This is a genomic window from Priestia iocasae, assembly GCF_016909075.1.
GTDB classification, from domain to species: domain Bacteria; phylum Bacillota; class Bacilli; order Bacillales; family Bacillaceae_H; genus Priestia; species Priestia iocasae.
In genome coordinates, this window is the sequence record NZ_JAFBFC010000005.1 from 254,638 (window position 1) to 279,153 (window position 24,516).

The 24,516-nt window shown below is 38.1% G+C and carries 25 protein-coding genes and 4 tRNA genes; 4 read left to right on the top strand and 25 right to left on the bottom strand.

The genetic code is table 11. The features are described from left to right. Nucleotides 1-632 precede the first annotated feature (632 nt). The gene (locus tag JOC83_RS14980) at nucleotides 633-1,574 is read right to left on the bottom strand and encodes a hypothetical protein (RefSeq protein ID WP_205188193.1); all 942 of its coding nucleotides are present in this window, start codon (nucleotides 1,572-1,574) and stop codon (nucleotides 633-635) included. A gap of 152 nt (nucleotides 1,575-1,726) precedes the next feature. Between JOC83_RS14980 and JOC83_RS14985 the strand changes: the two genes are divergently transcribed. The 4 genes from JOC83_RS14985 to JOC83_RS15000 all read left to right on the top strand — a co-directional run bounded on the left by JOC83_RS14985 (nucleotide 1,727) and on the right by JOC83_RS15000 (nucleotide 4,579). Further along, nucleotides 1,727-2,296, top strand: coding sequence for a helix-turn-helix domain-containing protein (locus tag JOC83_RS14985; RefSeq protein WP_205188194.1), 570 nt, complete (start codon nucleotides 1,727-1,729; stop codon nucleotides 2,294-2,296). 2 nt (nucleotides 2,297-2,298) lie between these two features. Further along, complete coding sequence (locus tag JOC83_RS14990) at nucleotides 2,299-2,463, top strand: hypothetical protein (RefSeq protein ID WP_205188195.1); 165 nt, start codon at nucleotides 2,299-2,301, stop codon at nucleotides 2,461-2,463. 62 nt (nucleotides 2,464-2,525) lie between these two features. Beyond that, nucleotides 2,526-2,798 carry a hypothetical protein gene (locus JOC83_RS14995; protein ID WP_205188196.1) on the top strand — a complete coding sequence of 91 codons (273 nt, stop codon included), beginning with the start codon at nucleotides 2,526-2,528 and terminating at the stop codon, nucleotides 2,796-2,798. A 53-nt stretch (nucleotides 2,799-2,851) separates the two neighbouring features. After that, entirely contained in the window at nucleotides 2,852-4,579 is a 1,728-nt protein-coding gene (locus JOC83_RS15000) for a recombinase family protein (RefSeq protein WP_205188197.1), read from the top strand. On the opposite strand, the gene rlmH is transcribed toward JOC83_RS15000, so the two are convergent. The 24 genes from rlmH to JOC83_RS15120 form a co-directional block, all read right to left on the bottom strand. After that, nucleotides 4,520-4,999 (bottom strand): 23S rRNA (pseudouridine(1915)-N(3))-methyltransferase RlmH, encoded by a 480-nt coding sequence (gene rlmH, locus JOC83_RS15005; protein ID WP_205188243.1) that lies wholly within the window; start codon nucleotides 4,997-4,999, stop codon nucleotides 4,520-4,522. The two genes, JOC83_RS15000 and rlmH, sit on opposite strands and share 60 nt — an antisense overlap. Before the next feature lie 83 nt (nucleotides 5,000-5,082). Beyond that, nucleotides 5,083-5,241, bottom strand: coding sequence for a CxxH/CxxC protein (locus tag JOC83_RS15010; RefSeq protein WP_205188198.1), 159 nt, complete (start codon nucleotides 5,239-5,241; stop codon nucleotides 5,083-5,085). Between the two features lie 68 nt (nucleotides 5,242-5,309). Then, nucleotides 5,310-6,509 carry a trypsin-like peptidase domain-containing protein gene (locus JOC83_RS15015; RefSeq protein WP_205188199.1) on the bottom strand — a complete coding sequence of 400 codons (1,200 nt, stop codon included), beginning with the start codon at nucleotides 6,507-6,509 and terminating at the stop codon, nucleotides 5,310-5,312. Nucleotides 6,510-6,622: 113 nt separating this feature from the next. Then, complete coding sequence (locus JOC83_RS15020; RefSeq protein WP_205188200.1) at nucleotides 6,623-7,417, bottom strand: MBL fold metallo-hydrolase; 795 nt, start codon at nucleotides 7,415-7,417, stop codon at nucleotides 6,623-6,625. 17 nt (nucleotides 7,418-7,434) lie between these two features. Further along, nucleotides 7,435-8,214 carry a two-component system regulatory protein YycI gene (locus tag JOC83_RS15025; protein WP_205188201.1) on the bottom strand — a complete coding sequence of 260 codons (780 nt, stop codon included), beginning with the start codon at nucleotides 8,212-8,214 and terminating at the stop codon, nucleotides 7,435-7,437. Beyond that, nucleotides 8,201-9,565: a YycH family regulatory protein gene (locus JOC83_RS15030; protein ID WP_205188202.1), complete on the bottom strand. Its 1,365-nt coding sequence runs from the start codon at nucleotides 9,563-9,565 to the stop codon at nucleotides 8,201-8,203. Before JOC83_RS15030 ends, JOC83_RS15025 begins: the two co-directional genes overlap by 14 nt. Beyond that, a complete protein-coding gene (gene walK, locus JOC83_RS15035; protein ID WP_205188203.1) occupies nucleotides 9,562-11,391 on the bottom strand; it encodes a cell wall metabolism sensor histidine kinase WalK in 1,830 nt (609 codons plus the stop codon). Before walK ends, JOC83_RS15030 begins: the two co-directional genes overlap by 4 nt. A gap of 5 nt (nucleotides 11,392-11,396) precedes the next feature. Continuing rightward, nucleotides 11,397-12,107: a response regulator YycF gene (yycF, locus tag JOC83_RS15040; protein WP_338038932.1), complete on the bottom strand. Its 711-nt coding sequence runs from the start codon at nucleotides 12,105-12,107 to the stop codon at nucleotides 11,397-11,399. Between the two features lie 162 nt (nucleotides 12,108-12,269). Continuing rightward, a tRNA-Phe gene (locus tag JOC83_RS15045) sits at nucleotides 12,270-12,342 on the bottom strand. A gap of 27 nt (nucleotides 12,343-12,369) precedes the next feature. Beyond that, nucleotides 12,370-12,445, bottom strand: a tRNA-Asp gene (locus JOC83_RS15050). Nucleotides 12,446-12,471: 26 nt separating this feature from the next. Further along, nucleotides 12,472-12,543 (bottom strand) — tRNA-Glu (locus JOC83_RS15055). 18 nt (nucleotides 12,544-12,561) lie between these two features. Next, nucleotides 12,562-12,634 (bottom strand) — tRNA-Lys (locus JOC83_RS15060). A 142-nt stretch (nucleotides 12,635-12,776) separates the two neighbouring features. Then, nucleotides 12,777-14,063: an adenylosuccinate synthase gene (locus JOC83_RS15065; RefSeq protein WP_205188205.1), complete on the bottom strand. Its 1,287-nt coding sequence runs from the start codon at nucleotides 14,061-14,063 to the stop codon at nucleotides 12,777-12,779. 304 nt (nucleotides 14,064-14,367) lie between these two features. Further along, nucleotides 14,368-15,732, bottom strand: a complete 1,365-nt coding sequence (gene dnaB, locus JOC83_RS15070) for a replicative DNA helicase (RefSeq protein ID WP_205188206.1) — start codon at nucleotides 15,730-15,732, stop codon at nucleotides 14,368-14,370. Nucleotides 15,733-15,924: 192 nt separating this feature from the next. After that, nucleotides 15,925-16,371: a 50S ribosomal protein L9 gene (rplI, locus tag JOC83_RS15075; protein ID WP_205188207.1), complete on the bottom strand. Its 447-nt coding sequence runs from the start codon at nucleotides 16,369-16,371 to the stop codon at nucleotides 15,925-15,927. Continuing rightward, nucleotides 16,368-18,341: a DHH family phosphoesterase gene (locus JOC83_RS15080; RefSeq protein ID WP_205188208.1), complete on the bottom strand. Its 1,974-nt coding sequence runs from the start codon at nucleotides 18,339-18,341 to the stop codon at nucleotides 16,368-16,370. The genes rplI and JOC83_RS15080 overlap by 4 nt, the downstream gene beginning before the upstream one ends. A 45-nt stretch (nucleotides 18,342-18,386) precedes the next feature. Continuing rightward, entirely contained in the window at nucleotides 18,387-19,319 is a 933-nt protein-coding gene (locus tag JOC83_RS15085; RefSeq protein ID WP_205188209.1) for a YybS family protein, read from the bottom strand. Between the two features lie 137 nt (nucleotides 19,320-19,456). Continuing rightward, entirely contained in the window at nucleotides 19,457-19,693 is a 237-nt protein-coding gene (gene rpsR / locus JOC83_RS15090; RefSeq protein ID WP_110114500.1) for a 30S ribosomal protein S18, read from the bottom strand. A gap of 65 nt (nucleotides 19,694-19,758) precedes the next feature. Next, a complete protein-coding gene (gene ssb, locus JOC83_RS15095; RefSeq protein WP_205188210.1) occupies nucleotides 19,759-20,280 on the bottom strand; it encodes a single-stranded DNA-binding protein in 522 nt (173 codons plus the stop codon). Nucleotides 20,281-20,327: 47 nt separating this feature from the next. Continuing rightward, a complete protein-coding gene (rpsF, locus tag JOC83_RS15100; RefSeq protein WP_205188211.1) occupies nucleotides 20,328-20,615 on the bottom strand; it encodes a 30S ribosomal protein S6 in 288 nt (95 codons plus the stop codon). A 390-nt stretch (nucleotides 20,616-21,005) separates the two neighbouring features. Then, nucleotides 21,006-22,106 carry a redox-regulated ATPase YchF gene (gene ychF / locus JOC83_RS15105; RefSeq protein ID WP_205188212.1) on the bottom strand — a complete coding sequence of 367 codons (1,101 nt, stop codon included), beginning with the start codon at nucleotides 22,104-22,106 and terminating at the stop codon, nucleotides 21,006-21,008. Between the two features lie 137 nt (nucleotides 22,107-22,243). Continuing rightward, complete coding sequence (locus JOC83_RS15110) at nucleotides 22,244-22,441, bottom strand: DUF951 domain-containing protein (RefSeq protein ID WP_205188213.1); 198 nt, start codon at nucleotides 22,439-22,441, stop codon at nucleotides 22,244-22,246. 21 nt (nucleotides 22,442-22,462) lie between these two features. Beyond that, complete coding sequence (locus tag JOC83_RS15115; protein WP_205188214.1) at nucleotides 22,463-23,359, bottom strand: mechanosensitive ion channel family protein; 897 nt, start codon at nucleotides 23,357-23,359, stop codon at nucleotides 22,463-22,465. A 58-nt stretch (nucleotides 23,360-23,417) separates the two neighbouring features. Next, a complete protein-coding gene (locus JOC83_RS15120) occupies nucleotides 23,418-24,434 on the bottom strand; it encodes a YkvI family membrane protein (protein ID WP_205188215.1) in 1,017 nt (338 codons plus the stop codon). Between the last annotated feature and the right edge of the window lie 82 nt (nucleotides 24,435-24,516).

A 24,516-nucleotide genomic window follows, 5' to 3' on the forward strand; every position in this document is an offset into this window, starting at 1 on the left:
GGACTTTCTAATCCAAGATCACTTTATTACAGAATGTCTTTCATGGTACATCTAAGGTGGGGCTTGCTACTGTTCTAGTGAAAAAGTGCCGATTAAACCTATTAAAATGATAAAATAATGCCGATTAAAAATCATCTATAAACCCTTCTATAACAATGAATCTAAGGTTAAAATAGCCTTTTACCCTTTTAGTATTTATAACTATTTATGCATGCTGTCCTTAAACTGAATCATCTTGAGCAGAGAACATCCTTTTGTTAGCTTATTCAAATTAGAAAAACCCACCACCAAAAAGTAACTGCGTGGTAGAGACAATAGGCATGAGCGTAAAAGCGAAATGCCACTTACCAAACGTAGTGAAGGTAATTCAGATATTACATGCGTGATTCCACTAGAGAACTATACATCCATGATGGTGAATGGGAGTGGATACGACAATGAATCCATCCAGCCTTATAAAATGAAAGTTACTTCGTTCTAGCCAAGGAGCTCTTCTTTTAAAGATGCCGTTTGCCCACATAGAGTGTGGAGGACTGGTCTATGCCCCGCAGTTGTTTATCCATTAAGGCAGCAACCATATCCTCTCGCTAATTGTGGAGGATCTCTAACTCATTGTGCAGTTGTTTAGTTTATTAAGTGACCTTCTTTGAATGGGCTTTCTTAGCAATATCACATCTTTCAATTAATAGGTTCATCTTTGCTTTAATGTCTCTTTCTGAGTCATATTTCATTTGTCGGTGTAGATTAGCGAAATATCCCATCACTTTTGCATAGACATCTCCTTCTTCATTTCCTCTGGAGACAAGCTGTGGATGGATGTAGAAAATCTTCTTTGTTAATGGGCTTCCTGCTGGTCCGTCTTCATATAGTATGCCTGCATTTCCTAGCGCTTTAATATAGGCTTTCGTTGTCTGTTCACTGTCACCCATTCGTTGAGCTATGTCTTTAACCCTGAGTGGTACCAATTTATCAGGATTCTTTTCGTATGGGTCCTGAGCTATTATGAGCGTGTTAAAGTCAATGAAAAGACTTAACTTCAATAGAAATCCCAACTCTTTAGCATCCAATTTATCTTGAATATAGCGCCCAGTTTTTTTGTAGAGCCGTGTAAATGGAGCTTTGTTTCCTTTCGTGTTACCTATTCTTACGAACATTGGATTAACAATGTACTCTTGATCTTTCTTAGAACCACTCTTAATGATTAACCCAAGTTCCTCTAATCGATTAAGTACCTTCCGAAGTTGACGGTCCCCAAGACCAGTAATGGTTCTTAGCTCTTTCAGTTTCATTGATTTTCCATCTTTAATTAAGACACCATCTTTGTCCCATTGAAGATAGAGCACCAATTTATAGAATGTCCCTACTTCTGCATGATTCATCTGAAAATACAGGTCGTGAACTGTATGGAACTCTATAACATGTTCATATCTTTTCTTGAACTTTTTCTGAAATCCTGCTATTTGGTTTTTATTTCGAACATCATACTTGCTACCAATTTCTTTACGGGCTTGTTCAGCTGTAAGAGCTCCATCTACTGCCTGCTCTAATATTTCTGTAAGTTGTGACTTACTCATAAGATTTCCTCCTTTCCTGGACAAGACTAAGTGCATGCCTTTGTATAAAAGATATCAAGTTATATCCGTTTAAGCAAGTATTATTAATATTACTTGCAATAACGCATTGGCAGTGATAATCTTGAAACAAATACAAAAAAGGAAGTGATTTCATGACGGATTTAAAGATGTACAGAGTGGAAGAAAATGATTTAATGTATCTCAAAAACGAAAACTTAGGTGGGCGTTTAAAGTGGATAAGGGAGAAAGCAAATGAATATAACAGTCCTTTATTCACGGTTTATCGACTTGCAGAAAGCATTTCAGTCGCTCAATCAACAATATCCCGTATTGAGTCGGGTACTCAACCAAGAGTCGATCTACTCGAAAAGATTGCTGCACAATTAGGAGTCTCTATCGCTGTGTTTACAGATTCCTATTACGAAGATGGGGGAAAACCTTTTACCATTTGTGAAAAGAAAGACAGTAATCTACAAGGTTCAACAAAGAGAACCTTTAGCTTGCTCGACACTCAATATGAGGCAACCCTTTCATTATCAATAAAAACACATGAAGGGCTTGACTATAAAAACATTGAAGAAACAGTTTTTCTATCCCCAATTGAACATGAGGAATTCGCTGATGAAGTGAATGCACTTATTTCAAAGGTAAGAAACAGACGAAAAAACTGGAAGACCAAACAGGCTTCTTTTGAAAAGCTGTTTAGCAGAAAGGAGGAATAGATATGGCAGCAAATCACTCATCAAATCATACTAACAAGCCAATAGCCAAAACCCCTGATACTACTAATTATCAGGAAGAGCTTTTTATGAATGCGTTCATTAAAATTGCCAAAAAGGGGATTTCTGACTGGGAACACTTAAGAAAAACAAAGGGAAATGATGGGTAGCATTCCCCCTTTGATATCGATCTTCATAAACCACTTATGAAAAATACAAGGAGGATAATAATATGTACGAAATTGAACAAGCCTTTGATAAATATAAAGGAATAAGCATCGAATCTTTATATGATATTTTACGCTCCATGGTAGAAAAAGCTGACGCTGATCAGTTGGATACCTCAGAAAAAGATTCACTTTTGAAGGATATTGATGTGCTCCATGCCTATATTTTGTTGTTACTAGGGATGGAACACCATTCTTTAGAAATGCTAGTAGCTAACCATCCAGAGGTATATGACCAGGTATTTAATGTAGGAAACCACATTCGGAGTTTAATCTAATCATGAAGAGGTGTAAAAGCCTCTTCCATTTTTATTTAGGAGGTATTCAAAAAATGATAAAAACATTGCAAGCAGTAATGTATGCTCGGGTTAGTACAGAAGAACAAGCAACTGAGGGCTATAGTATTAAAGCCCAGAAGGACTTATTAAGCTCGTATGCAGAGAAACATAACCTCATAATCGTTTCGGAGTATATCGATGAAGGAAAAAGCGGAAAAAGTATTGATGGCCGCCCTCAAATGATGCGCTTATTAGAGGATGCCAAACAGAAGAAATTTGAAGCAGTCGTTGTTTACAAGCTGGACAGATTAGCTAGGAAAACACGAGATTCATTGGAAATAGTAGAAACTTTAGGGAGCCATGGCGTGCAACTCATAAGTTTGTCTGAAAACATAGACACCACGACTCCACATGGAAAGATGTTTTATACGGTATTAAGCTCGTTGGCTGAAATGGAGAGGGAGCAAATTGTAGGTAGAGTAAAAATGGGAATGACCCAAAGAGCAAAGGAAGGAAAATGGAATGGCGGACAATGCTTTGGATATGACGCTAAAGAAAAGAAGCTATCAGTAAATGAAGCTGAAGCGAAAATTGTAAAAGAAATATTTGAATACGCTGATCAAGGTTTCGGTTACAAAAAAATTGTAGGTATTCTCAATCGGAAAGGATACACCACAAAGAGAGGAAACGTCTTCTCTATCGGTACACTGAAAGGGATCTTGGATAATCCCGTTTATATCGGGCAAGTTCGCTTTAATCAATATGAGAATTGGGCAGAAAAGAGACGTTCAGGTAAAAATAAAGATGCCATTATAGTTGAAGGACAACATGAAGCAATCATTCCTGAAGACTTATGGGAAAGGGTACAGCAGAAGCGCTCTGCTCGATCATACAAAGCTGTACAGTCAGATCAACCTTATATTCTCACCAAGCTTATTCGCTGCCCACAGTGCGGTGCAGGAATGGTGGCTGGCAAATCAAAAGGGGCGAATAAAACATATCGATATTATAAATGCGGTACCTTTCATAATAAGGGAGCCTCTGAATGCTCTGCTAATAGTATCAATGCAGATAGGGCAGAACGTCAGGTCCTTGAGGAATTCAAACGCATTGTAACTGAATCACAATTCCTTCAACGATTGGTCTATAAAATGAATAATGAAAGAGAAAATGCCAAACAACCACTCTTGGAGGAAAAGAAACACTTAGAATCTGAATTAAATAAATGTGAAAGGTATATCTCCAATATCACTGATAAATTAATGAAAGACCCTGATTTGATGACTACCTTTGCTGAAAAATTAAAAGAGCAACAACAAGCCAAACTTGCTTATCAGCAGCAACTAGAAGAAACCGAAGAAAAGCTATCAAATACAACGAGTAAACCAATCGACCTTATGGCGTTGCTTTACCTTGTAAGAAATCTCGATAGTATTTTAGAGCAGGCAGATAGCGCAGAAAAGAAAGAACTCCTTCGGATGATTATTAAAGAAATAGAAATCACGCCTACGGCTCCCTCTCGAAAAGAAGGAAGACAAATAAACAAGATACATTTGCACTTTGATTTCACGCCAGCTGGTGTAAAAAAAAAGTCAAAAGACCTCATAAGGAAGATGGGAAGCTATGCTCATGATAATAAAGTTGATTTATCAGCTTTAGATAAGCATAATCCAACGGATAAAGAGATAAGGGACACATTGAAGTCCCTTTCTATTTTACCCTCACTTATGATACGGTTCCCCCCGATTAATCCGAAACGCCCGATACACCTGCTCCAATAAAATCAATCGCATAAGCTGGTGAGGAAAGGTCATTTTTGAAAACGATAGCTTGTCATTGGAGCGCTTTAGCACTTGATCACTTAGGCCAAGAGATCCGCCAATGACAAAGGCGATTTTGCTTTTTCCGTATGTCGCTAGCTTGTCTAGGTCGGCTGCGAGCTCTTCAGATGATTTTTGTTTGCCTTGAATGGCTAGTGCAATGACGTGGGTGTCATCTGAGATTTTGGCGAGAATGCGTTCGCCTTCTTTCACTTTCACTTGCTCCATTTCAGATTCGCTTAAATTTTCAGGCGCTTTTTCATCTGGTAATTCAATAATGTCGATTTTTGCGTAAGGTCCTAATCGCTTTGTAAATTCTGCGATGCCTTGCTTTAAATATTTTTCTTTTAATTTTCCAATCGTTACAATTGAGATATTCACAGTTAATCCCCGCTTTACAAACATGTTATCAACAGAACTTATCCACATATCCACATTTTATATCCACATGTTGTATGAGAATATTAGTTCCCTACTACATATATCGCTTCATTCGAACAATATTCACATGTGGATGACTGTTGTTCATTTTCGATTTTTTCAAATACTGGTGCTAGTTCAATCTCGTCTACGACAATGTCTAGCGCTAATTCAATATGTTCTTCACAGCAATAGATTTTCATCTCTTTCCCTCCTTTTCAGGACTGTCAGAAAAAAGACCACAGGGGGAATTATCCCCCTGTGGATATCTTTACATTTTTTGTTCCGTTAACGTCAGCTCGACTTTGTTTTCTTGTCCTTGACGATAATAGGTCACTTCAATCTTATCGCCAATTTCTTTTTGTGTATACAAGTACTTGCGAAGCGCGACGACATCTGGAATTTTTTCTCCGTCAAATGCGACGATGACATCATACTCTTTCATTCCTGCTTTTGCAGCTGGTGATAAAGGCTCTAATCCTAGCACCGCTACACCCTCTACGACGTTTTCTGGTAATTTTAATGTTTCTTTTAAGTGATAGCCTGAAATTTCATTAAGTGATAACGTACTAACACCAATGTAAGGACGACGAACCTCACCAAACTTTTCTAAGTCATTGATGATTGGCTCTGCAATGTTAATCGGAATCGCGAGTCCAATCCCTTCAACTTCTTGCTGAGCGATTTTCATGGAGTTAATCCCAATTAACACCCCATCAATATTAATAAGTGCGCCACCACTATTACCTGGGTTAATCGCTGCATCCGTCTGAATAACCTCTGCTTGCCAATCTGGTGTTCCATCTTGGTTTAAATCCTGTGGAATGACTCGGTTTACCCCTGACACCACGCCTTGCGTAACAGACCCTGAGAACTGTAATCCTAGAGGGTTACCAATGGCAATAACGGGCTCACCTGCTTTTAATACATCTGAATCGCCAAACTGCATAACTTTTGATACATGATTTGAATCAATTTCTAATACAGCAAGATCGGTTAGTTGATCACTACCTAATGGCCGAGCCGGAACGCGTGACCCATCTGCTAGACTCACTTCTACTTGAGTGGCTCCTTGTATAACATGGTGATTGGTCACAATGTACGCTTTATCACCAGCTTTTTTATAAATAACGCCTGAGCCTGTTCCTGCATCTGTCCGCTCTTCGTTCCAAAAGCTTCGGGATTGTTGAATGTTCACAACCCCTACAACCGCTTCATTTACTTGATCAACTGCTTTTGTCACACTCGTTGTCACATCAACCGCGACTTTTTTTTGAATGACCTCTCCGTCTTCGTTTCTAACCGTTTCATTTTGAGCCTCATTGCCTGGCATCATTTCTGTGTTAGATAAGAAAGGAGACGCTACTGCTACAATCAGTCCACCGACAATGGCTCCTATTAATGCGGGAAGAAAGCCACCTCTTCCTCTTCTCTTTGGCTTTTGTTCGTACTCTTCATCATAGTAACCCACTCTTGTGATCAACCCTTTCAAAATAAGTGATTGTTGTAAGAGTTTAGCGATTTTTCCTTCAATTATATGTGATAGATTCTAACCACTGTTAGTTTCGACGTTCTTTTAACTCTCTATACATACACTAATTGAGTCGGTTGCTTCGGATCGGTATCATGTAGTGTGAAACGTTCATCAATTCCAAGGTCCTTCTCTTGCAGCACTTGATGAACGGACATTCTGGCAATCTCTTTCATGTTGTTATCTTGACTTAAATGGGCTAAATAAATGCGCTTTGTTTTATCTCCGATGACATCAGCTAGCGCTAGTCCCGCATCTTCATTTGAAACGTGTCCTAAATCACTCAAGATTCTGCGCTTCACACTCCACGGATAACGGCCCATCCGAAGCATTTCAACATCGTGATTGCTTTCAAAAATAAACACATCACTGTTATCAATGATTCCCTTCATGCGGTCACTTACGTATCCTGTGTCTGTAATGAGCGTTAGCTTTTTGTTGTCTTGGTGAAAAGAGAAAAACATGGGCTCTGCTGCATCGTGTGAGACACCAAACGATTCAACAGAGATGCCTCCAAATGCTTGCACAGTACCTGTTGGAAAAATGAATTTTTGATCAGGCGCAATGGTTCCAATGAGCCCTTCCATCGCAGACCATGTTTTTTCATTCGCATAAATAGGAACGTTATATTTTCGTGCTAATACCCCAATCCCCTTAATATGATCACTATGCTCATGTGTTACTAAAATGCCAGATAGATCTCGAACGTTGCGATTAATTTGTTGAAATAGTGCTTCCATTTGCTTACCGCTTAATCCCGCGTCAACAAGCAATGAGTGATTCTCATCACTAACAAAGATCGCATTTCCTGTGCTCCCACTTGCTAGCACACTAAAATGCAAGCTCATGCTTCTCACTCCAATATTTAATTAGTTCGTTTACTTAAAATTTGTCCTTCGAATGCATTTACAAAATAATGCTCCTCTTCATTCACAATAATGTGCCACGTAGGAACCAACACTTGTGAACTAGAGACCGGCAGATCAAATGTATAATAGCCTAATGATACTTTTGTGATTTTACTGCCTGGCTTTAACTCGTCTTTGAAAAACAAATTTTCGAGCGCTTTAATAGGCGTTAATATCTCTTGATCATCATCCATCTTTTCAATATCTTTTAATAGCTTTTGCTCATACGACACCATTTCATTCTTATCATTTAAATGAACAATGAGCATCGCGTTCGTATTGTCGTAAATTAACTTATCAGCATGCTTTTGATAAAAGATAATGACATTTGCTTCTTTATTTACGTGCCATAACGCATAGGAGCTTCCTGCGAAGATGTACTCCTTGAGAAACTGGTTTAATCGAAATGAGGTATTGTTAGAAGGCAAAGGAATGGGCTCTTCAAATACTCCCTGAATTTCATAATCACTTAAGAACTCAATTTTTTGACCCTTTAGCTTTGTTAAATCCTCTTCAATAAAGTTCAAGCTTCTCGCATTGAGATACGTCTTCTTCTCGACACTCTTTGGTAATTCCTCATACGTAATATTCTCTTGTGCTAGCTGCTCTTCGACGCTTGCTTCTGTAATGAAATCCAAATCATTTTGATTTTTTTTCACCATAAATTGATAAGCTAAAAACAAATCAAGAATTAAAAAGGTAATGATAAAGACGGTTTTTGTTTTATTCCAATCCATCCGCTTTACCTCCTAATTCCTTCTCCATAATCACTTGAAACCACTTTTTGTCATACACGTAAAACCATGCAGGCTCTAATGAAATATTGGTTAAATTAAGAGTCTCATTAACCTCTTCATTTCCCTCCACACTTTCACCTTTTACAAACGAATAACCAACCACTAAGTCTTCAAGTAACTCTTTTTGAAAGTTTGGATGCTTTTTTTCGATAAATTCAATGATCTCTTCACCAGAAGAAAGTGTTACCTGGTACGAATCTAGCGGAAATTTAACCACTCGATACAGCGATCGCTTGTAATTTAAAAGCTCCATACTGCCCCAACGCTGATAAATCTCAGTCAGTCCTTGAGAATTGAAAACAGGATAGTTTTTCTCATGAAAACGGTAAATGATTTCTCTTGTATTAGGATTCCAGCTCGCAAAACGATAAGACTTATCAATCCACCCGCCATGATCATTCATAAAGGTGAAGCTACGGTTCAGTAAATTATTATTTTCAGGACCTTCCGTATTAGAATTAACTAGGCTTGTATACTCAATCATATTGGTTTGGGTATTCACATCTAGTACACGTGGTCCATCGGTGTATAAATCGCGATTCATGAGCGATTCTTTTTTTACATATTCCGTACTGTTGAAAAGAGCTTTCCAAAATTTCTCGACCTCAATCGTATCAATGTAATACTGCACGTGATTTAACTTTTGCGGCTCTTTTGGTAGGAAGATTTTACGCACATCTTTTATATCATACGAAACATATGGCTTGTATGTGGATTTCAACTCCGCTTTTAGCTGCTGAAAGGTTGCTTTATTGAAGTTTTCAACCGTTGCCTCAAACACTCTACGTTTGTCATAGTCAATAAAGTAAGCCGTAACGAACTGAGATTGCTGATTCTTTAAACTAAACAAAATGCGGTCAAAGTAAGCATTTGGAACCGATTGTTCTTTCACTTGAAACATCAATTGAAAGACTTTAAACGATATTCGATCAGGATACATCACTTCAATTCCATCTCGGTCATGCACAAACGATAGAAAATCCTCTTCGAACAACGCCGTATTCATAGGTCTAACCTTAGAAAAGCCCCATTTTTTCATATCTTCCATAAAGCTTTTCACATTCTCGTCCTCGGTTGAGCCAACAATGTGTGATGAATGATGATACACAATTTTAGATGGAATAATATGCTCTTCTAGTTTTCTCTCTTCCGTTGTCACAACATCTTGTAAAAATTGAGTATTATCTACCACATCATAGGCTGGCTGATAGGTCCATAAATTCCATGTTAACACTAAGCTAATTCCAACAAGGAAAAACAATAATACCGTTTTTACACTTTCTACTTTCATGCCCATTCATCCCCATCTTCATCTTCAACAGGAAGAGTGAAGTAAATCGTGGTACCAAAACCTTCTTTACTTTCTGCCCAAATGCGACCCTCGTGAGCGACAATAATCTCCTTCGCAATGGCTAGGCCTAATCCTGTACCACCTAGCTTACGCGTTCTCGCTTTATCCACTCGGTAAAAACGCTCAAAAATCTTCGTCACATTAGCTTGAGGAATCCCCATTCCTTCGTCTTTTACGCTAATCAATACATCAACGTCTCGCTTTTCAAGTGAAAACGTAATTGCTCCACCCTCAGGAGAATACTTAATAGCGTTAGATATAATGTTATCAAGTACTTGTGTAATTTTATCTTGATCAATCGATACATAGACTGGATGCTTAGGTAAATTACGTGTAAACGAAATGCTTTGTTCAATTGTCATCTCAAAACGATCAATCACATGGTGATAGAAGTCTACAAAATTAATATAATCCGTTGCAAATCGATAATCTTCGCTATCTAACTTTGATAATTGAAGCAAATCATTTACAAGACGAATCATCCTCTCCGTCTCTGTTTGCGTGACATTTAAAAACTTAGGCGCAATGTCTTTATCTTCCCAAGCACCATCGGCTAATGCTTCAAGGTAGCTTCTCATCGTAGTTAGCGGTGTACGTAACTCATGTGAAACATTCGCTACGAACTCTCGACGCTCTTGATCAATTTTTTCTTGCTCTGTAATGTCATGTAAAACGAGAATAATTCCGTTTACAAACCCTGTTTCTTTTTGAATAGCTGAGACCGTTGCACGTAAAATAAACGGCTCTGCATTTGTACTAAAATCTAAAATCAAGGAATCTTGATTTTCAAGAATACTTTCAAACGTATGTGTTTCTTCTAAGCCAAGTAAAGTTACAACTGGTTCTGATAAAACCGTTTCACGTGAAACATTCAACATATCTGCAGCAGGATCATTAATTAAGATGACTCTTCCTTTACGATCTGTTGCAATCACTCCATCTGTCATGTGAGCTAGGACAGAGCTCAACTTTCGACGCTCTCCCTCTGTTGTCGCTTGTGCCTCTTGAAGCTTGCGCGTTAAGTTATTAAATGTTAACGCAAGCTGTCCAATCTCATCATAGCCGTATACTTTTGCTTTTCGTGAGAAGTTTCCTTTCGCCATTTCAAGCGCTTGCTTTCTCATCTCAGACATTGGTCGTGTAATGGTTTGTGCAAGGAGAACCCCGAGTATAGCCGTAATAACTAAGGCGATCATTGTGCCGGTTACAAAAATGCTATTAATATCTCGCATCTGGTTGTAAATCGGCTCCATCGTTGCCTTTAAATAAATGGCTCCCACAATCTCATCTTGCGTTCCAATAGGAATAGGAGCAGTAATAATCCTCATTCTTTTTCCCGTTTGAGGATCGACTACTACTCTTTCCGATTTCGTTCCGACTAAAAGCGCACGTTTTACATTAATTTCAGTCGTTCGCTTTCCAAGAATGCGCTGTGGATATTCATGAGAGGTTCCAATCACTCGCCTGTTTTGATCGATAACTCGAACCTCTGAAATATCTTTTGAGACAACATCTTGAAGAATCGTACGAATATCTTGCTCTAACGTAGTGGTTCCTTCATCGCGCTTTTTCTTCATCTCTTGATCAATGTTATACGAAAGAAAACTAATCCGTTCATCTAAAGACTCCGAGAAGTTGGTCACAAGCTCTTTTTCAAGCTGTCTCACAAAGTACACGCCAATAATTTGCATGGCGATCAAAATGAGTAACACATAAATAAGCACAAATTTTAAATGAATAGATTGTAAAAACCGAACTTTCTTCATCTTAATTACTCCTGTTCAGGATTGCGCAAATAATAGCCCACTCCTCGTCTTGTCACAATCCACGCTGGGTGACTTGGGTTGTCCTCAATTTTCTCACGTAGACGTCTTACCGTTACATCAACCGTACGTACATCACCAAAATAGTCATAGCCCCATACGGTTTGAAGCAGATGCTCACGCGTCATGACTTGACCAATATGCTTGGCAAGATAATGAAGCAATTCAAATTCTCGATGTGTTAATTCAATCGTTTCCCCGCGCTTTGACACAATGTAAGCATCTGGATGAATAACAAGCGAGCCAATCGCAATCTCATTTGTTTCGTTTTCTTCTGTTGCGTTTGCTACTTGCTGATGTCTTCTTAAATTTGCTTTTACACGCGCTAACAATTCTCTTGTACTAAAAGGCTTCGTCACATAATCGTCGGCCCCTAATTCTAACCCTAATACTTTATCTATTTCAGAATCCTTCGCTGTTAACATAATAATCGGCATGTCATATTTTTTTCGTACTTCTCGACATACTTCCATTCCATCTTTTTGCGGTAACATAATATCCAATAAAATGAGCTCTGGCTGAACCTCTTCCACTTTCTCTAGCGCGTCTGCACCATCGTAAGCGCAAAATACTTCATATCCTTCTTTTTGTAAGTTGAATTTTAAAATATCTGCGATTGGCTTTTCATCGTCAACCACTAAAATACGTTTATCCATAATTATCGTTCTCCTTTATTGTTAAGAAACCCCTAAAAAATAAGATGTTATCACTAATTTTTCAATACATCATTTTTATTATACTTGATAATTGAATAATCGTCATATCTTCAACGTATTTACCCCAAAACAAAAAGCATGACTCATAAAGTCATGCTTTTTTGATGGCTCGGGACGGAATCGAACCGCCGACACATGGATTTTCAGTCCATTGCTCTACCGACTGAGCTACCGAGCCCAATTGTTATGTATGAAATGTATATAATGGCGGTCCCGACGGGAATCGAACCCGCGATCTCCTGCGTGACAGGCAGGCATGTTAACCGCTACACCACGGGACCTTACAACTATGTATGATAAAAAAAGATGACCCATACGGGATTCGAACCCGTGTTACCGCCGTGAAAGGGCGGTGTCTTAACCGCTTGACCAATGGGCCGTATTATTTTATCGAAAGTGAGCCATGAAGGACTCGAACCTTCGACCCTCTGATTAAAAGTCAGATGCTCTACCAACTGAGCTAATGGCTCGTATTACGCTATCAGCGACAAAAATAATATTATCATAGATTATTAATCTAGCGCAAGAGGTTTTTTAGTTTTTTTTGAAGATACAAGCTTTTTTCTTTACATACAAAAGGTAGCGGCACTTGGCCACTACCTTTTTATTCTTTTAGCTATATACACTGCGAAGGACATTTGTTTGAGAACGATCTGGCCCTACAGAGAAAATAGATAAAGGAATTCCTGTTAATTGAGACACACGCTCTAAATAGTGACGAGCATTTTCAGGAAGTTCAGCTAATGATTTCACACCTGTGATATCTTCCGTCCAACCTGGTAACTCTTCGTATACAGGCTCACATTCAGCTAACACTTTTAAGCTTGCTGGGAACTCTTCCATGACTTCCCCTTTGTAACGATACGCTACGCAAATTTTCAGTGTTTCGATTCCTGTTAACACATCAATTGAATTTAGAGATAAATCCGTGATGCCACTTACGCGACGAGCATGACGAACAACAACACTATCAAACCAACCTACACGACGAGGACGTCCTGTTGTTGTACCGTACTCACGACCAACTTCACGAATTTGGTGACCAATTTCATTATCTAGCTCCGTTGGGAATGGACCATCTCCTACACGTGTTGTATATGCTTTTGATACACCAACAACATGGTTAATCTTTGATGGACCTACACCAGAACCGATTGTTACACCACCAGCAACAGGGTTAGAAGACGTTACAAACGGATATGTTCCTTGGTCAATATCTAACATAACCCCTTGTGCACCTTCAAATAAGACACGCTTGCCTTCATCTAATGCATCATTTAAGACAACAGATGTATCACATACGTATTGAGCAACTTGTTGACCGTACTCATAATACTCATCTAAAATATCTTCTAATTTAAATCCTTCTACTTCATACATTTTCTCTAGAAGGCGGTTTTTCTCTGCTAAGTTATGTGCTAACTTTGCTTCAAACACTTCACGATCTAGTAAATCTGCGATTCGAATTCCGACACGCGCAGCTTTGTCCATATAAGCTGGGCCAATCCCTTTTTTCGTTGTCCCAATCTTATTTGCACCTTTACGCTCTTCTTCTACTTCATCTAATTTCAAGTGATAAGGTAAAATCACATGTGCACGATTACTGATACGCAGATTATTCGTTGTCACATTGCGATCATGCAAGTATTTTAACTCTTGTACAAGTGCTTTTGGATCAACAACCATACCGTTCCCAATTACACATGCTTTATCTTTATAAAAAATACCTGAAGGAATTAAGTGTAACTTATATGTTTCACCATCAAATTTAATCGTATGACCAGCGTTATTACCACCTTGATAGCGAGCAATAACCTCTGCATTTTCAGATAGGAAATCAGTGATCTTCCCTTTACCTTCATCTCCCCATTGTGTTCCTACTACAACTACAGAAGACATAAATTAAGCACCTCCGCTTAGTAAATCACAGATTACTACAATATAATTTAACCGTTATTAAGTGTAACAATTCACTATAGTAAAGTCAACAAAATCCGAACAATTAAATCATATTAAAGTTTATCTATCGTATTTTAACGAACTTATCTACATTTGAATGAGAAAAAGGGGAGGCCTTACGTATGAAAACGAAAAAAATGTGCACACGAAACATCCCTTGCCTCTCTAACCATTGATTAAACGTAGATGTAAGAGACAAGGGATAGTATGAGTTGTTTTAAATAGAGGCTTTTTGACACAGTCCCTAAGCACCTGGCGGAATACCAGAGTCATCAAATCGCCGCTCTAAATTCACAAACTTATTGTATTCTTTCACAAATGCTAATTGAACGGTTCCTACAGGACCATTACGCTGCTTTGCAATAATGATCTCAATGATATTTTTATCTTCCGATTCTTTATCATAATAATCATCACGGTATAGGAACGCCACAATATCCGCATCCTGCTCAATACTTCCTGATTCACGAATATCAGACATCATTGGACGCTTATCTTGTCTAGACTCTACTCCACGAGAAAGCTGTGATAATGCGATTACTGGAACATCTAGCTCACGCGCTAATCCTTTTAACGCACGGGAAATCTCTGATACTTCCTGTTGGCGGTTCTCGCCGCCGCGGCCGCTACCTTGGATAAGCTGTAGGTAGTCAATAAGAATCATCCCTAAGCCACCTTCTTGCTTCAGACGTCTGCATTTAGAACGAATATCACCTACACGTATCCCTGGCGTATCATCAATATAGATACCCGCATTCGATAAAGACCCCATGGCCATCGTTAGCTTTCCCCAGTCATCTGACGTTAAAGACCCTGTACGTAAATTTTGTGCATTAATATTTCCTTCTGCACAAAGCATCCTCATGACAAGCTGCTGTGCGCCCATCTCTAAACTAAAGATGGCGACATTTTCGTCTGTTTTTGTAGCCACGTTTTGGGCAATGTTTAAGGCAAAGGCCGTTTTACCTACTGATGGACGGGCAGCCACAATAATTAAATCACTACGTTGAAATCCTGCTGTCATACGATCTAATTCAGCGAATCCAGTTGGAATACCTGTAATATCACCTTTTCGATTATGAAGCTGCTCAATGTTGTCATAGGTTTGAACCAATACGTCTTTAATGTTCTGAAAGACGCCTGTATTTTTACGTTGAGCAACCTCTAAAATATTTTTCTCCGCTTCATTTAATAAAACTTCTACTTCATCTTCTCTTGCGTACCCCTCAGAAGCAATATGTGTAGCTGTACGAATTAACCTTCTTAAGATAGACTTCTCTTCCACAATCTTGGCGTAATACTCGAGGTTTGCCGCTGTTGGCACGGCATTCGCTAAGTCACTTAGATACGAAACGCCACCAATTTCTTCAAGAATCTTTTGATCAGCTAGTTCTGATGTCACTGTCACTAAGTCTACCGGTTCGCCTTTATCAGCAAGGGTTAGCATACAGTTAAAGATTTTCTGATGTGCAGCTCGATAAAAATCTTCTGGTATCAGCAGCTCGGATGCTAATGTTAAGGAAGATGGTTCTAAGAAGATTGCCCCTAGTACAGCTTGTTCAGCTTCAATATTTTGGGGCGGAAGACGGTCTGCTAAAAGATCACTCATAGTTTCTTTGCCCCTCTTCATCCTGTTTAATTAGATGCTTCTTTTTCCAAAAAGCCACCTTGACGATACGAAAAGAAAAGAGCCAGACCCTCCCTTACAATAACTAGTCTTTGAATAAAAAGTAAGTACTGGATATTGTTAAATTGGAGAATCAGGCACTTCATTGACTCATCGTTTGTTTATCATGGTTTCTTATTGTTCTGTTACATGCACTTTCACTGTCGCTGTTACTTCCGGATGAAGTTTAACCGGAACATTTGTATACCCAAGTGCACGAATGGCGTCATTCATTTCAATTTTGCGCTTATCAATTTTAATTTTATGCTTCTTTTGAAGCTCATCCGCAATTTGTTTACTCGTAATTGAGCCAAATAAACGGCCACCTTCTCCAGATTTCGCTTTTAACTCAACTGTTAGCTTCTCTAATTCTTCTTTTAACTCTTTGCTTTTCTCTAGCTCTTCTGCCGCTTCTTGCTTTGCTTTATTTTTTTGTGCTTCTAAGGCTTTTAAGTTCCCACCTGTCGCTTCAACTGCTAAGCCTTGCTTAAGCAAAAAGTTATGCGCATAGCCATCTGCTACGTTTTTTGTTTCTCCTTTTTTCCCTTTACCTTTTACATCTTTCAAGAAAATTACTTTCATGATTTTTTGCCTCCTTCTAAATAATCATCTATTACTTTCTTTAATCGCTCTTCCGCTTCATGGAGAGTAAGGTTATTTAACTGTGTCGCTGCATTTGTTAAATGACCGCCACCTTGTAAGCCCTCCATAATCACCTGAACGTTAATGTCACCTAATGAACGAGCACTAATCCCTACTTGCTGATCACGCCTTTTTGAAATAACAAATGAAGCACCGACACCGCTAATGCCTAACAACGTGTCAGCAGCTTGTGCAATGAGTACGTGATCGTAGGTTTCATCTTCTTCGCCTTTTGAAATTGCAATGCCATCTCGATAAATCTCTGCATTTTCAATAAACCTTGCTCGCTGAACATACTGATTCAAATCTTCTTTTAAGAACTTTTGAACAAGAACCGTATCTGCTCCTTGAGAGCGTAAAAATGATGCAGCATCAAACGTACGTGAACCTGTTCGTAACGTAAAGCTCTTTGTATCAACAATGATACCTGCTAAAAGAGCCGTAGCTTCTAGCATATCAATTTTAAAGCGCTTTGGTTGATATTCAAGTAACTCTGTCACCAGTTCAGCCGTAGACGAAGCATAAGGTTCCATATAGACAAGCAGAGGATCTTCAATAAATTCCTCTCCCCTACGATGATGATCAATAACAATGATATTCTCTATCTTGTTAATTAACCGCTCTTCGATGACAAGAGATGGTTTATGTGTATCAACAACAACTAATAATGTATCATCTGTTAAAATATTTAACGCTTCTTCTGGCGTAATAAAACGAGACCATAAATCTGGCTTCTTCTTAATCTCTTCAAGCAATCTTTGAACGCCTGTGTCGATTTGATTCATATCTAACACAATAAATCCTTCTTTTTGATTCACTTGTGCTACTTTTAAAATCCCAATCGCTGAACCTATCGCATCCATGTCAGGGAATTTGTGACCCATGATAATCACTTTACCACTCTCTGTCACAAGTTCTTTTAGTGCATGTGAAATGACTCGCGCTCTTACTCTTGTACGCTTTTCCATTGGGTTGGTTTTTCCACCGTAAAACTTGACCTTACCGTTTGGTTGTTTAATCGCGACTTGGTCACCACCACGACCTAATGCTAAATCTAAGCTCGATTGTGCCAATGCTCCAAGCTCTGGTAAAGTAGAGCCGCCCGTTCCTACCCCTACACTTAATGTGAGAGGGATGCTTTGCTTCGATGTCTCTTCTCGTACTTTATCTAAAATAGAGAACTTACTTCTTTCTAACTGAATGAGAATTTGCTCATTCATAACCGCAATAAACTTATCAGATGATGTTCGTTTAATAAACACACCTGACTCGTTGGCCCAATTGTTAATCAGCGATGTCACTTGACTATTTAAATTACTTTTAAGCTGATCATCCATTCCTTGAGTTAACTCATCATAATTATCTAGAAAAATAATAGCTAATACTGTTCGTTCATCTTCATATAACTTTTCAATTTCTGTTTGTTCAGTTATATCAAAGAAATAAAGTAGTCGTTCTTCTCGCTTAATAATGACTTTAAACTTTCGATCATGAAGTGTGACGACTTCTGACTCCACTTCTTGCTTAATCAGTGGGATTAGGCTCTCGGCGACATCATACAATGAACGGCCTACAAGCGTATCTTCTGCAAAGCATGATGCAAGAAATGGATTGGTCCACTCTACTTGAAAGTCTTCATTAAAGAGCATAATTCCAATAGGCATCTCCATTAATGCCTCTTCCCCTACTTTCTTCAATCGATGAGAAAGCATAGAGATATACGATTCGAACTCGTTGAACATTATTCGCTCCATCTTAACAAATAAGGCTAGAAAAGTAAAAAGCAATAAAAACCCTACTGCTCCTACGATCCAATTATGATAAGTAACAATACCCGTTAAAATCAAGGTAAGGCTATAAAGCAAATAAAATGGATAGCGAATCAAGTTCTTTTTTGTAAAGACAGGCATCCATTTCAGCTCCTAATCTTTGAGTTAATCAACGTACTATTTTTATTATTTCTGTTGCTTCTTTCGTAAATCAAAACCTAAATCAATTATACCTAAGATGCGGACAAATTGAAGAAAAATCGGAATAATTAATGATAGGACAATGACGACAATCGGAATGACTTTTGAATATCCTTTTTGACGACAAAAATAGAAGATAAACGAATACCCCTGAATTAAGATGAGTGTTTGTAACACCATCAATAAGTTCACAACAGCAATATATAAAAATGAACCAGTTTCCATACTAAAAAATGATAAAATAAGCACTAATAAATAGTACCAAAGAATGCTTTTTGGTAACTGTAGCTGATGAAATGGTGGAAAACGCTCCACTTCATAACGCATTCTTTTTAAAATAGGTGCTGTAATTAGCTGCGTAATAAACGCAAATACAAACGAAACCATCACAATTAAAGATGGAAACATGTACTTAATGAGATCTAACGCCTGTTCAAATTGCTTCATCTGCGCTTCATTTGGCGTCTGCCCCATCATTTCTAATGTATGTTTTGACATCGCAATGGATTCACTTAATGCTTGCTCCATTACTTCCATTAAGTTGATGTTGAGTACGACATTTACTAGTACATAGAGTAGTAATAACGTCATACTAAATGCAACCGTTCCACCTAAAAGAATGATATACCGACTTCGTTGCTGCTTGTATAAATACCCCATAAACACACCGCTCATCCCAAAAGCAACTACCATTGGTAATGCGACTACACGCCCAAAAAGAACGCCTAGCAACAATGACACAATGAAAAAGACAATAGCCTTTTTCAACCCATGGCGAACAGTAAAAATGATAAATGGAACAGCTAAACTAAGCATAAATAACTGACCAATTATCGGTATGTATAATGAAAAGAGCAATAGCCCAACAAAAATGGCTAATAACATCGCTCCTTCTGTAATAAATCGTGTTCCTTTCACAACTCCACCTCATATGTTATAAGCTATTTCTTATTTTATCGGTTCGTTGCGTGATAATCAAATGTTTGCCAAGGAAATAATAATGTAAAAAAAGACAGTAAGGGATTCCCTACTGTCTCTCATATACATCTCAACTATTATTCGCCTGAAACGTATGGTAATAAAGCCATTTGACGAGCACGTTTGATAGCGATAGTTAATTTACGTTGGTATTTTGCATTCGTACCTGTTACACGACGAGGTAAGATTTTACCACGCTCAGAAACGAATTTTTTTAGTAAATCCACATCTTTGTAATCGATATGTGTAATGCCGTTAGCTGTAAAGAAACAAACTTTACGACGCTTTGCACGACCACCTTTGCGACCTGCCATCCGAATACGCCTCCTTCCGTTTTATGTTATGTTATATCCGAAATGTATACTCGAAAGATGAGTTCTTAAAAAGGTAAGTCGTCATCTGAAATGTCAATTGGTTGACCATCATTTGCAAATGGATCATCATCAACACGAGTATAACCTTGATTACCTGAGTTACGGTTCTGATTATCCCCAAATGGGAAGCCTTGTCCTGATCCACCTGAACCTTGGCCTTGGCCTTGTCCAGCAAAGCTATTTCTTTGCATGTTATCATTGCCACCAGATTTAGGCTCTAAGAACTGTACGCTTTCCGCTAAAACTTCTGTAACATAAACACGACGACCGTCTTGTCCTTCAAAGTTACGAGTTTGTACACGACCATCTACACCAGCTAAACTACCTTTTTTCAAAAAGTTCGCCACATTTTCAGCAGGACGACGCCATACTACGCAGTTAATGAAATCTGCTTCACGTTCACCTTGCTGATTTGTAAACGAGCGGTTTACAGCTAATGTGAAGGTTGCGACAGCTACTCCATTTGGCGTATAACGTAATTCAGGATCTTTTGTCAAGCGCCCTACTAGAATTACGCGATTCATCATCAGAACCACTCCTTAAGGAATTAAAACTTTTTTATTTAAACAATTAATTATTCTGCTTCTTTAACAACGATATGACGGATGATGTCTTCGCTGATTTTAGCAAGACGATCAAATTCTTGAATAGCTTCGTTACCTGACGCTACGTTAAGAATCATGTAGAAACCGTCGCGGAAATCGTTGATTTCATAAGCTAAACGACGTTTACCCCATTCTTTTACGTTTGAGATTTCTGCGCCATTGTCAGTTAAAACGCCATTAAAACGCTCAACTAAAGCTTTTTTAGCCTCATCATCAATGTTTGGACGGATGATATACATAACTTCGTATTTTTTCATCACTGTCACCTCCTTTTGGTCTAACGGCCCTCTGAGGGGCAAGGAGCAATAAAATATCACTCACAAATTAAGATTATAGCACAAGGTCATAGCCAAAGCAATATCATCTTAACAATTAAACGAACTCTTTCATTCCGATGGTTTCTATGCTGATTATGGATTGTAAATAGGATGAAATGCTAACATAAATGGAAGATCACTGCATCTACTTTCATTTATCTATCATCTTTGGAATGTTCGACTATTATTTTATATGGATAATTATAACACAAGAACATACGTTTGTATATTATGAGCGTTGAACTTTACCTTTTTTATTAAAAGAAGCTGATTTTTCATAAAAAAACTCTAGGACGAATCCTAGAGTTTAACTGTTTTACAATTTATTTATTAAACATTGAATCTAAAGTGCATAACATCGCCGTCTTTTACGATGTATTCTTTTCCTTCTAGTCTTACTTTTCCAGCCTCACGAGCAGCGCCCATTGAACCATTTGTAACAAGCTCTTCATAAGCGACTGTCTCAGCACGAATAAATCCACGTTCAAAGTCTGTATGAATAATTCCCGCACATTCAGGTGCTTTCATACCTTTTTTAAACGTCCACGCTCGTACTTCTTGCTCACCAGCAGTGAAATACGTAGCTAAACCAAGAAGCTGGTAAGAAGCTTTGATTAATTGATCTAATCCAGACTCTTCAATTCCTAGCTCTTCTAAGAACATGTCCTTTTCTTCGCCTTCTAGTTCAGCAATTTCCGATTCAATTTTTGCACATACAACAATTACTTCAGCACCCTCTTTTGAAGCATATTCACGAACTTGTGCTACGTATTCGTTATTTGAAGCATCTGCTACTTCGTCTTCTCCTACGTTCGCTACATAAAGAATCGGCTTAATTGTTAATAGATGTAATTGTTTTACAAGACGTAATTGCTCATCTGTGAACGAAACGGCACGAGCTGGTTGATCGCTTTCAAACGCGTCTTTTAATTTCACTAAAATTTCATGCTCATACATTGCGTCTTTATCTTTTTGCTTTGCCATTTTTTCTACTCGGCTAAGTCGCTTCTCTACCGTTTCTAAGTCTGCTAAAATTAACTCTAAGTTAATGGTTTCAATATCTGAAATTGGATCTACTTTTCCCGAAACGTGTGTGATGTTTTCATCAACAAAGCAGCGAACAACTTGACAAATTGCATCTACTTCACGAATGTGAGATAAGAATTTGTTTCCTAGTCCTTCTCCTTTGCTGGCACCTTTTACAATTCCTGCGATATCTGTAAATTCAAAAGCAGTTGGAATTGTTTTTTTAGGTTTCACTAACTCTGTTAATTTTTGTAAACGCTCATCTGGAACCTCAACAATTCCTACGTTTGGATCAATTGTACAGAAAGGGTAGTTCGCTGATTCTGCACCCGCTTGTGTAATTGCGTTAAATAACGTTGATTTCCCGACATTCGGAAGACCAACAATACCCGCTGTTAAAGCCATATCTATTTCACTCCTCTTTTATAATCCGAAAACAAGTTAACCTTTCACAATTATAGTGAGTCATATTTAAAAAGACAAGCACTATTCACTTACCTATCATTTACAATCTTTATCGAAAGCGTAAAAAAAACATGAGGTCATTCCTCATGCTTAATTAAGACTTTCTTCATCTTTCGCGCAAAATCACGTCTTGGAATTAACACGCTATGGCCGCATCCTTCACATTTAATTCGTATATCCATTCCCATACGAATAATCTTCCAGCGGTTTTCACCACAAGGGTGGGCTTTTTTCATTTCTACAACGTCTAATAAACCAAATTCTTTTTCAATCATCTTCCTACCCCTCGCTTACGATTACTCATTCATTCTCGTTTGTTTCGCACTTATTTCTTCTGTACGATTATACATAACCATTCGTGGAAATGGAATCTCAATGCCATGCTCATTTAATCGAACGCGAATGTCTTTTCTTAGCATTCTAGCAATGAAAAAATGACGCATCGGTTTTACTTCACTAATGACGCGAATGACGAGCTCAGAAGGACCTAACGTTTGAATACCTAGGATCTCTGGAGGTTTGACCATATCCTCATATTTCTCAGGCAATTCCTCAAGAAGGTCAGCGATTACTTTTTCCGCTTTTTGAATATCTTCTTCATATGAGATACTCACATCAACAAAAGCTACACTATTATGGATTGAAAAGTTCGTAACCTCAATGATGCTTCCATTAGGTAAGATATTGAGCTCTCCTGTCCAACTTTTAATTTTCGTCGTGCGTAACCCAATTTCCTCAACCGTTCCTTCAAATGAGCCAACCCTTACATAATCTCCTACTGAAAACTGATCTTCAAAAATAATAAAGAATCCAGTGATAATGTCTCGTACGAGATTCTGAGCGCCAAAACCTACCGCTAAGCCAACAATACCAGCACCCGCTAACAAAGCCGTTATATTAATGCTCATTGCTTCTAAAATCATCACAAGCGCGATAAAGTAGACCGCATACGTAAAGACATTTTGTACAAGCTTCATTAACGTAGCTTCTCGACGTTCTGAAATACGAAGAGGACTTTTTGTTCTTACTTCAAAAATTTTATTCAACATAGCCTTTCCTATACGAATAAAGAACGTAGCTACTAAAAGGATGAACAAAATTTTAATTACGGAAAACCCGATCTGTTGCCATGTGCTTTCATTAAACAACGATTTCATTATTGAACTAAATTCATTTTGTAATGACTGTATCATTCATTGTTCCTACCTTATGTTGTAAGTATGTTATGTGTTTTATTTTAACAACTTTCTTTTATATTTTGTAGCGATTTACAATTGGATATAACAAAATAGCGGTTAATAAATATAAATTCAACAATCCATAAATAGGATAAAGAATTGAGATGAGTGTTGAGAAGCCAAAGGTTGTAAAGGGTAGCATGAGTAAAAGAAGAATTGAAGCTAAGAGCCATAGCGGCATTTTTGTACATCCTTTAAATCGAGTCGTTAACCCAAGAATGCCCGATACAGCTGTTGTATAAATTGCAATGAGCAACAGGCCCGTCATAAACACTAGCATAAAATACGGGAAATGCTTCAAAATGGCAAACAGAGGGATTTCGTATAATGGTAGTGATTCAGCAACTTGCATTAATGACTCATTATAAATAAATGAGATAGCTCCTAAAATTAAGCCACTTCCAATGCTTGCAATCCCAATTTCTCCTCGATCTTTAATTTGATTTCCTACCGCAGATAACACAGCTACAAGTGGTAAGATGTTAAGTGATGTAAATGTAAAAGCAGCAGGCCAATTTGCTTGCGCCGTCCATTCTAGTGCCCAAGGCTTGTCATTATCAAACATAAAGATAAACAATACACCTATTAACCCTATGATTAAAACCGGAATAATCATAGCATTCATCGTAATCATGCCATTTAATCCTTTTAGAAAAACCAATACGACAAAAATGGAAAAAAGAACAATTCCCACCCAATAAGGAACGTGAAACGTCTCCAACGTCGCCCCTCCACCTGCTAGCATGACAACTGTTGTCGTAAACAGATATAAAATAATTAGCACATCATAAATATGACTCCATTTTTTCCCCACCAACACATGTAAGACAGGCAAGAAGTGCTCTGTTTTTTGCTTATAGCTAATGGTCATAATGGTATAGCAGCACACCGAAAAGATAACGGTAAATAGAATAATAGCCAGTCCACTTTCTTCGCCGAAAAATTGCCATAATTCACGTCCAGATGCATATCCTGCTCCAATCATTGTTCCCATAATTAAAAACATCCATTTAAAACCAGACTTCCACATTCATTCTCCTCCAAACTATCTAATATATGTATAGATTTCTATAAATCTTCGTATACTGTTACTACTATGTAAAAGGAGTGGG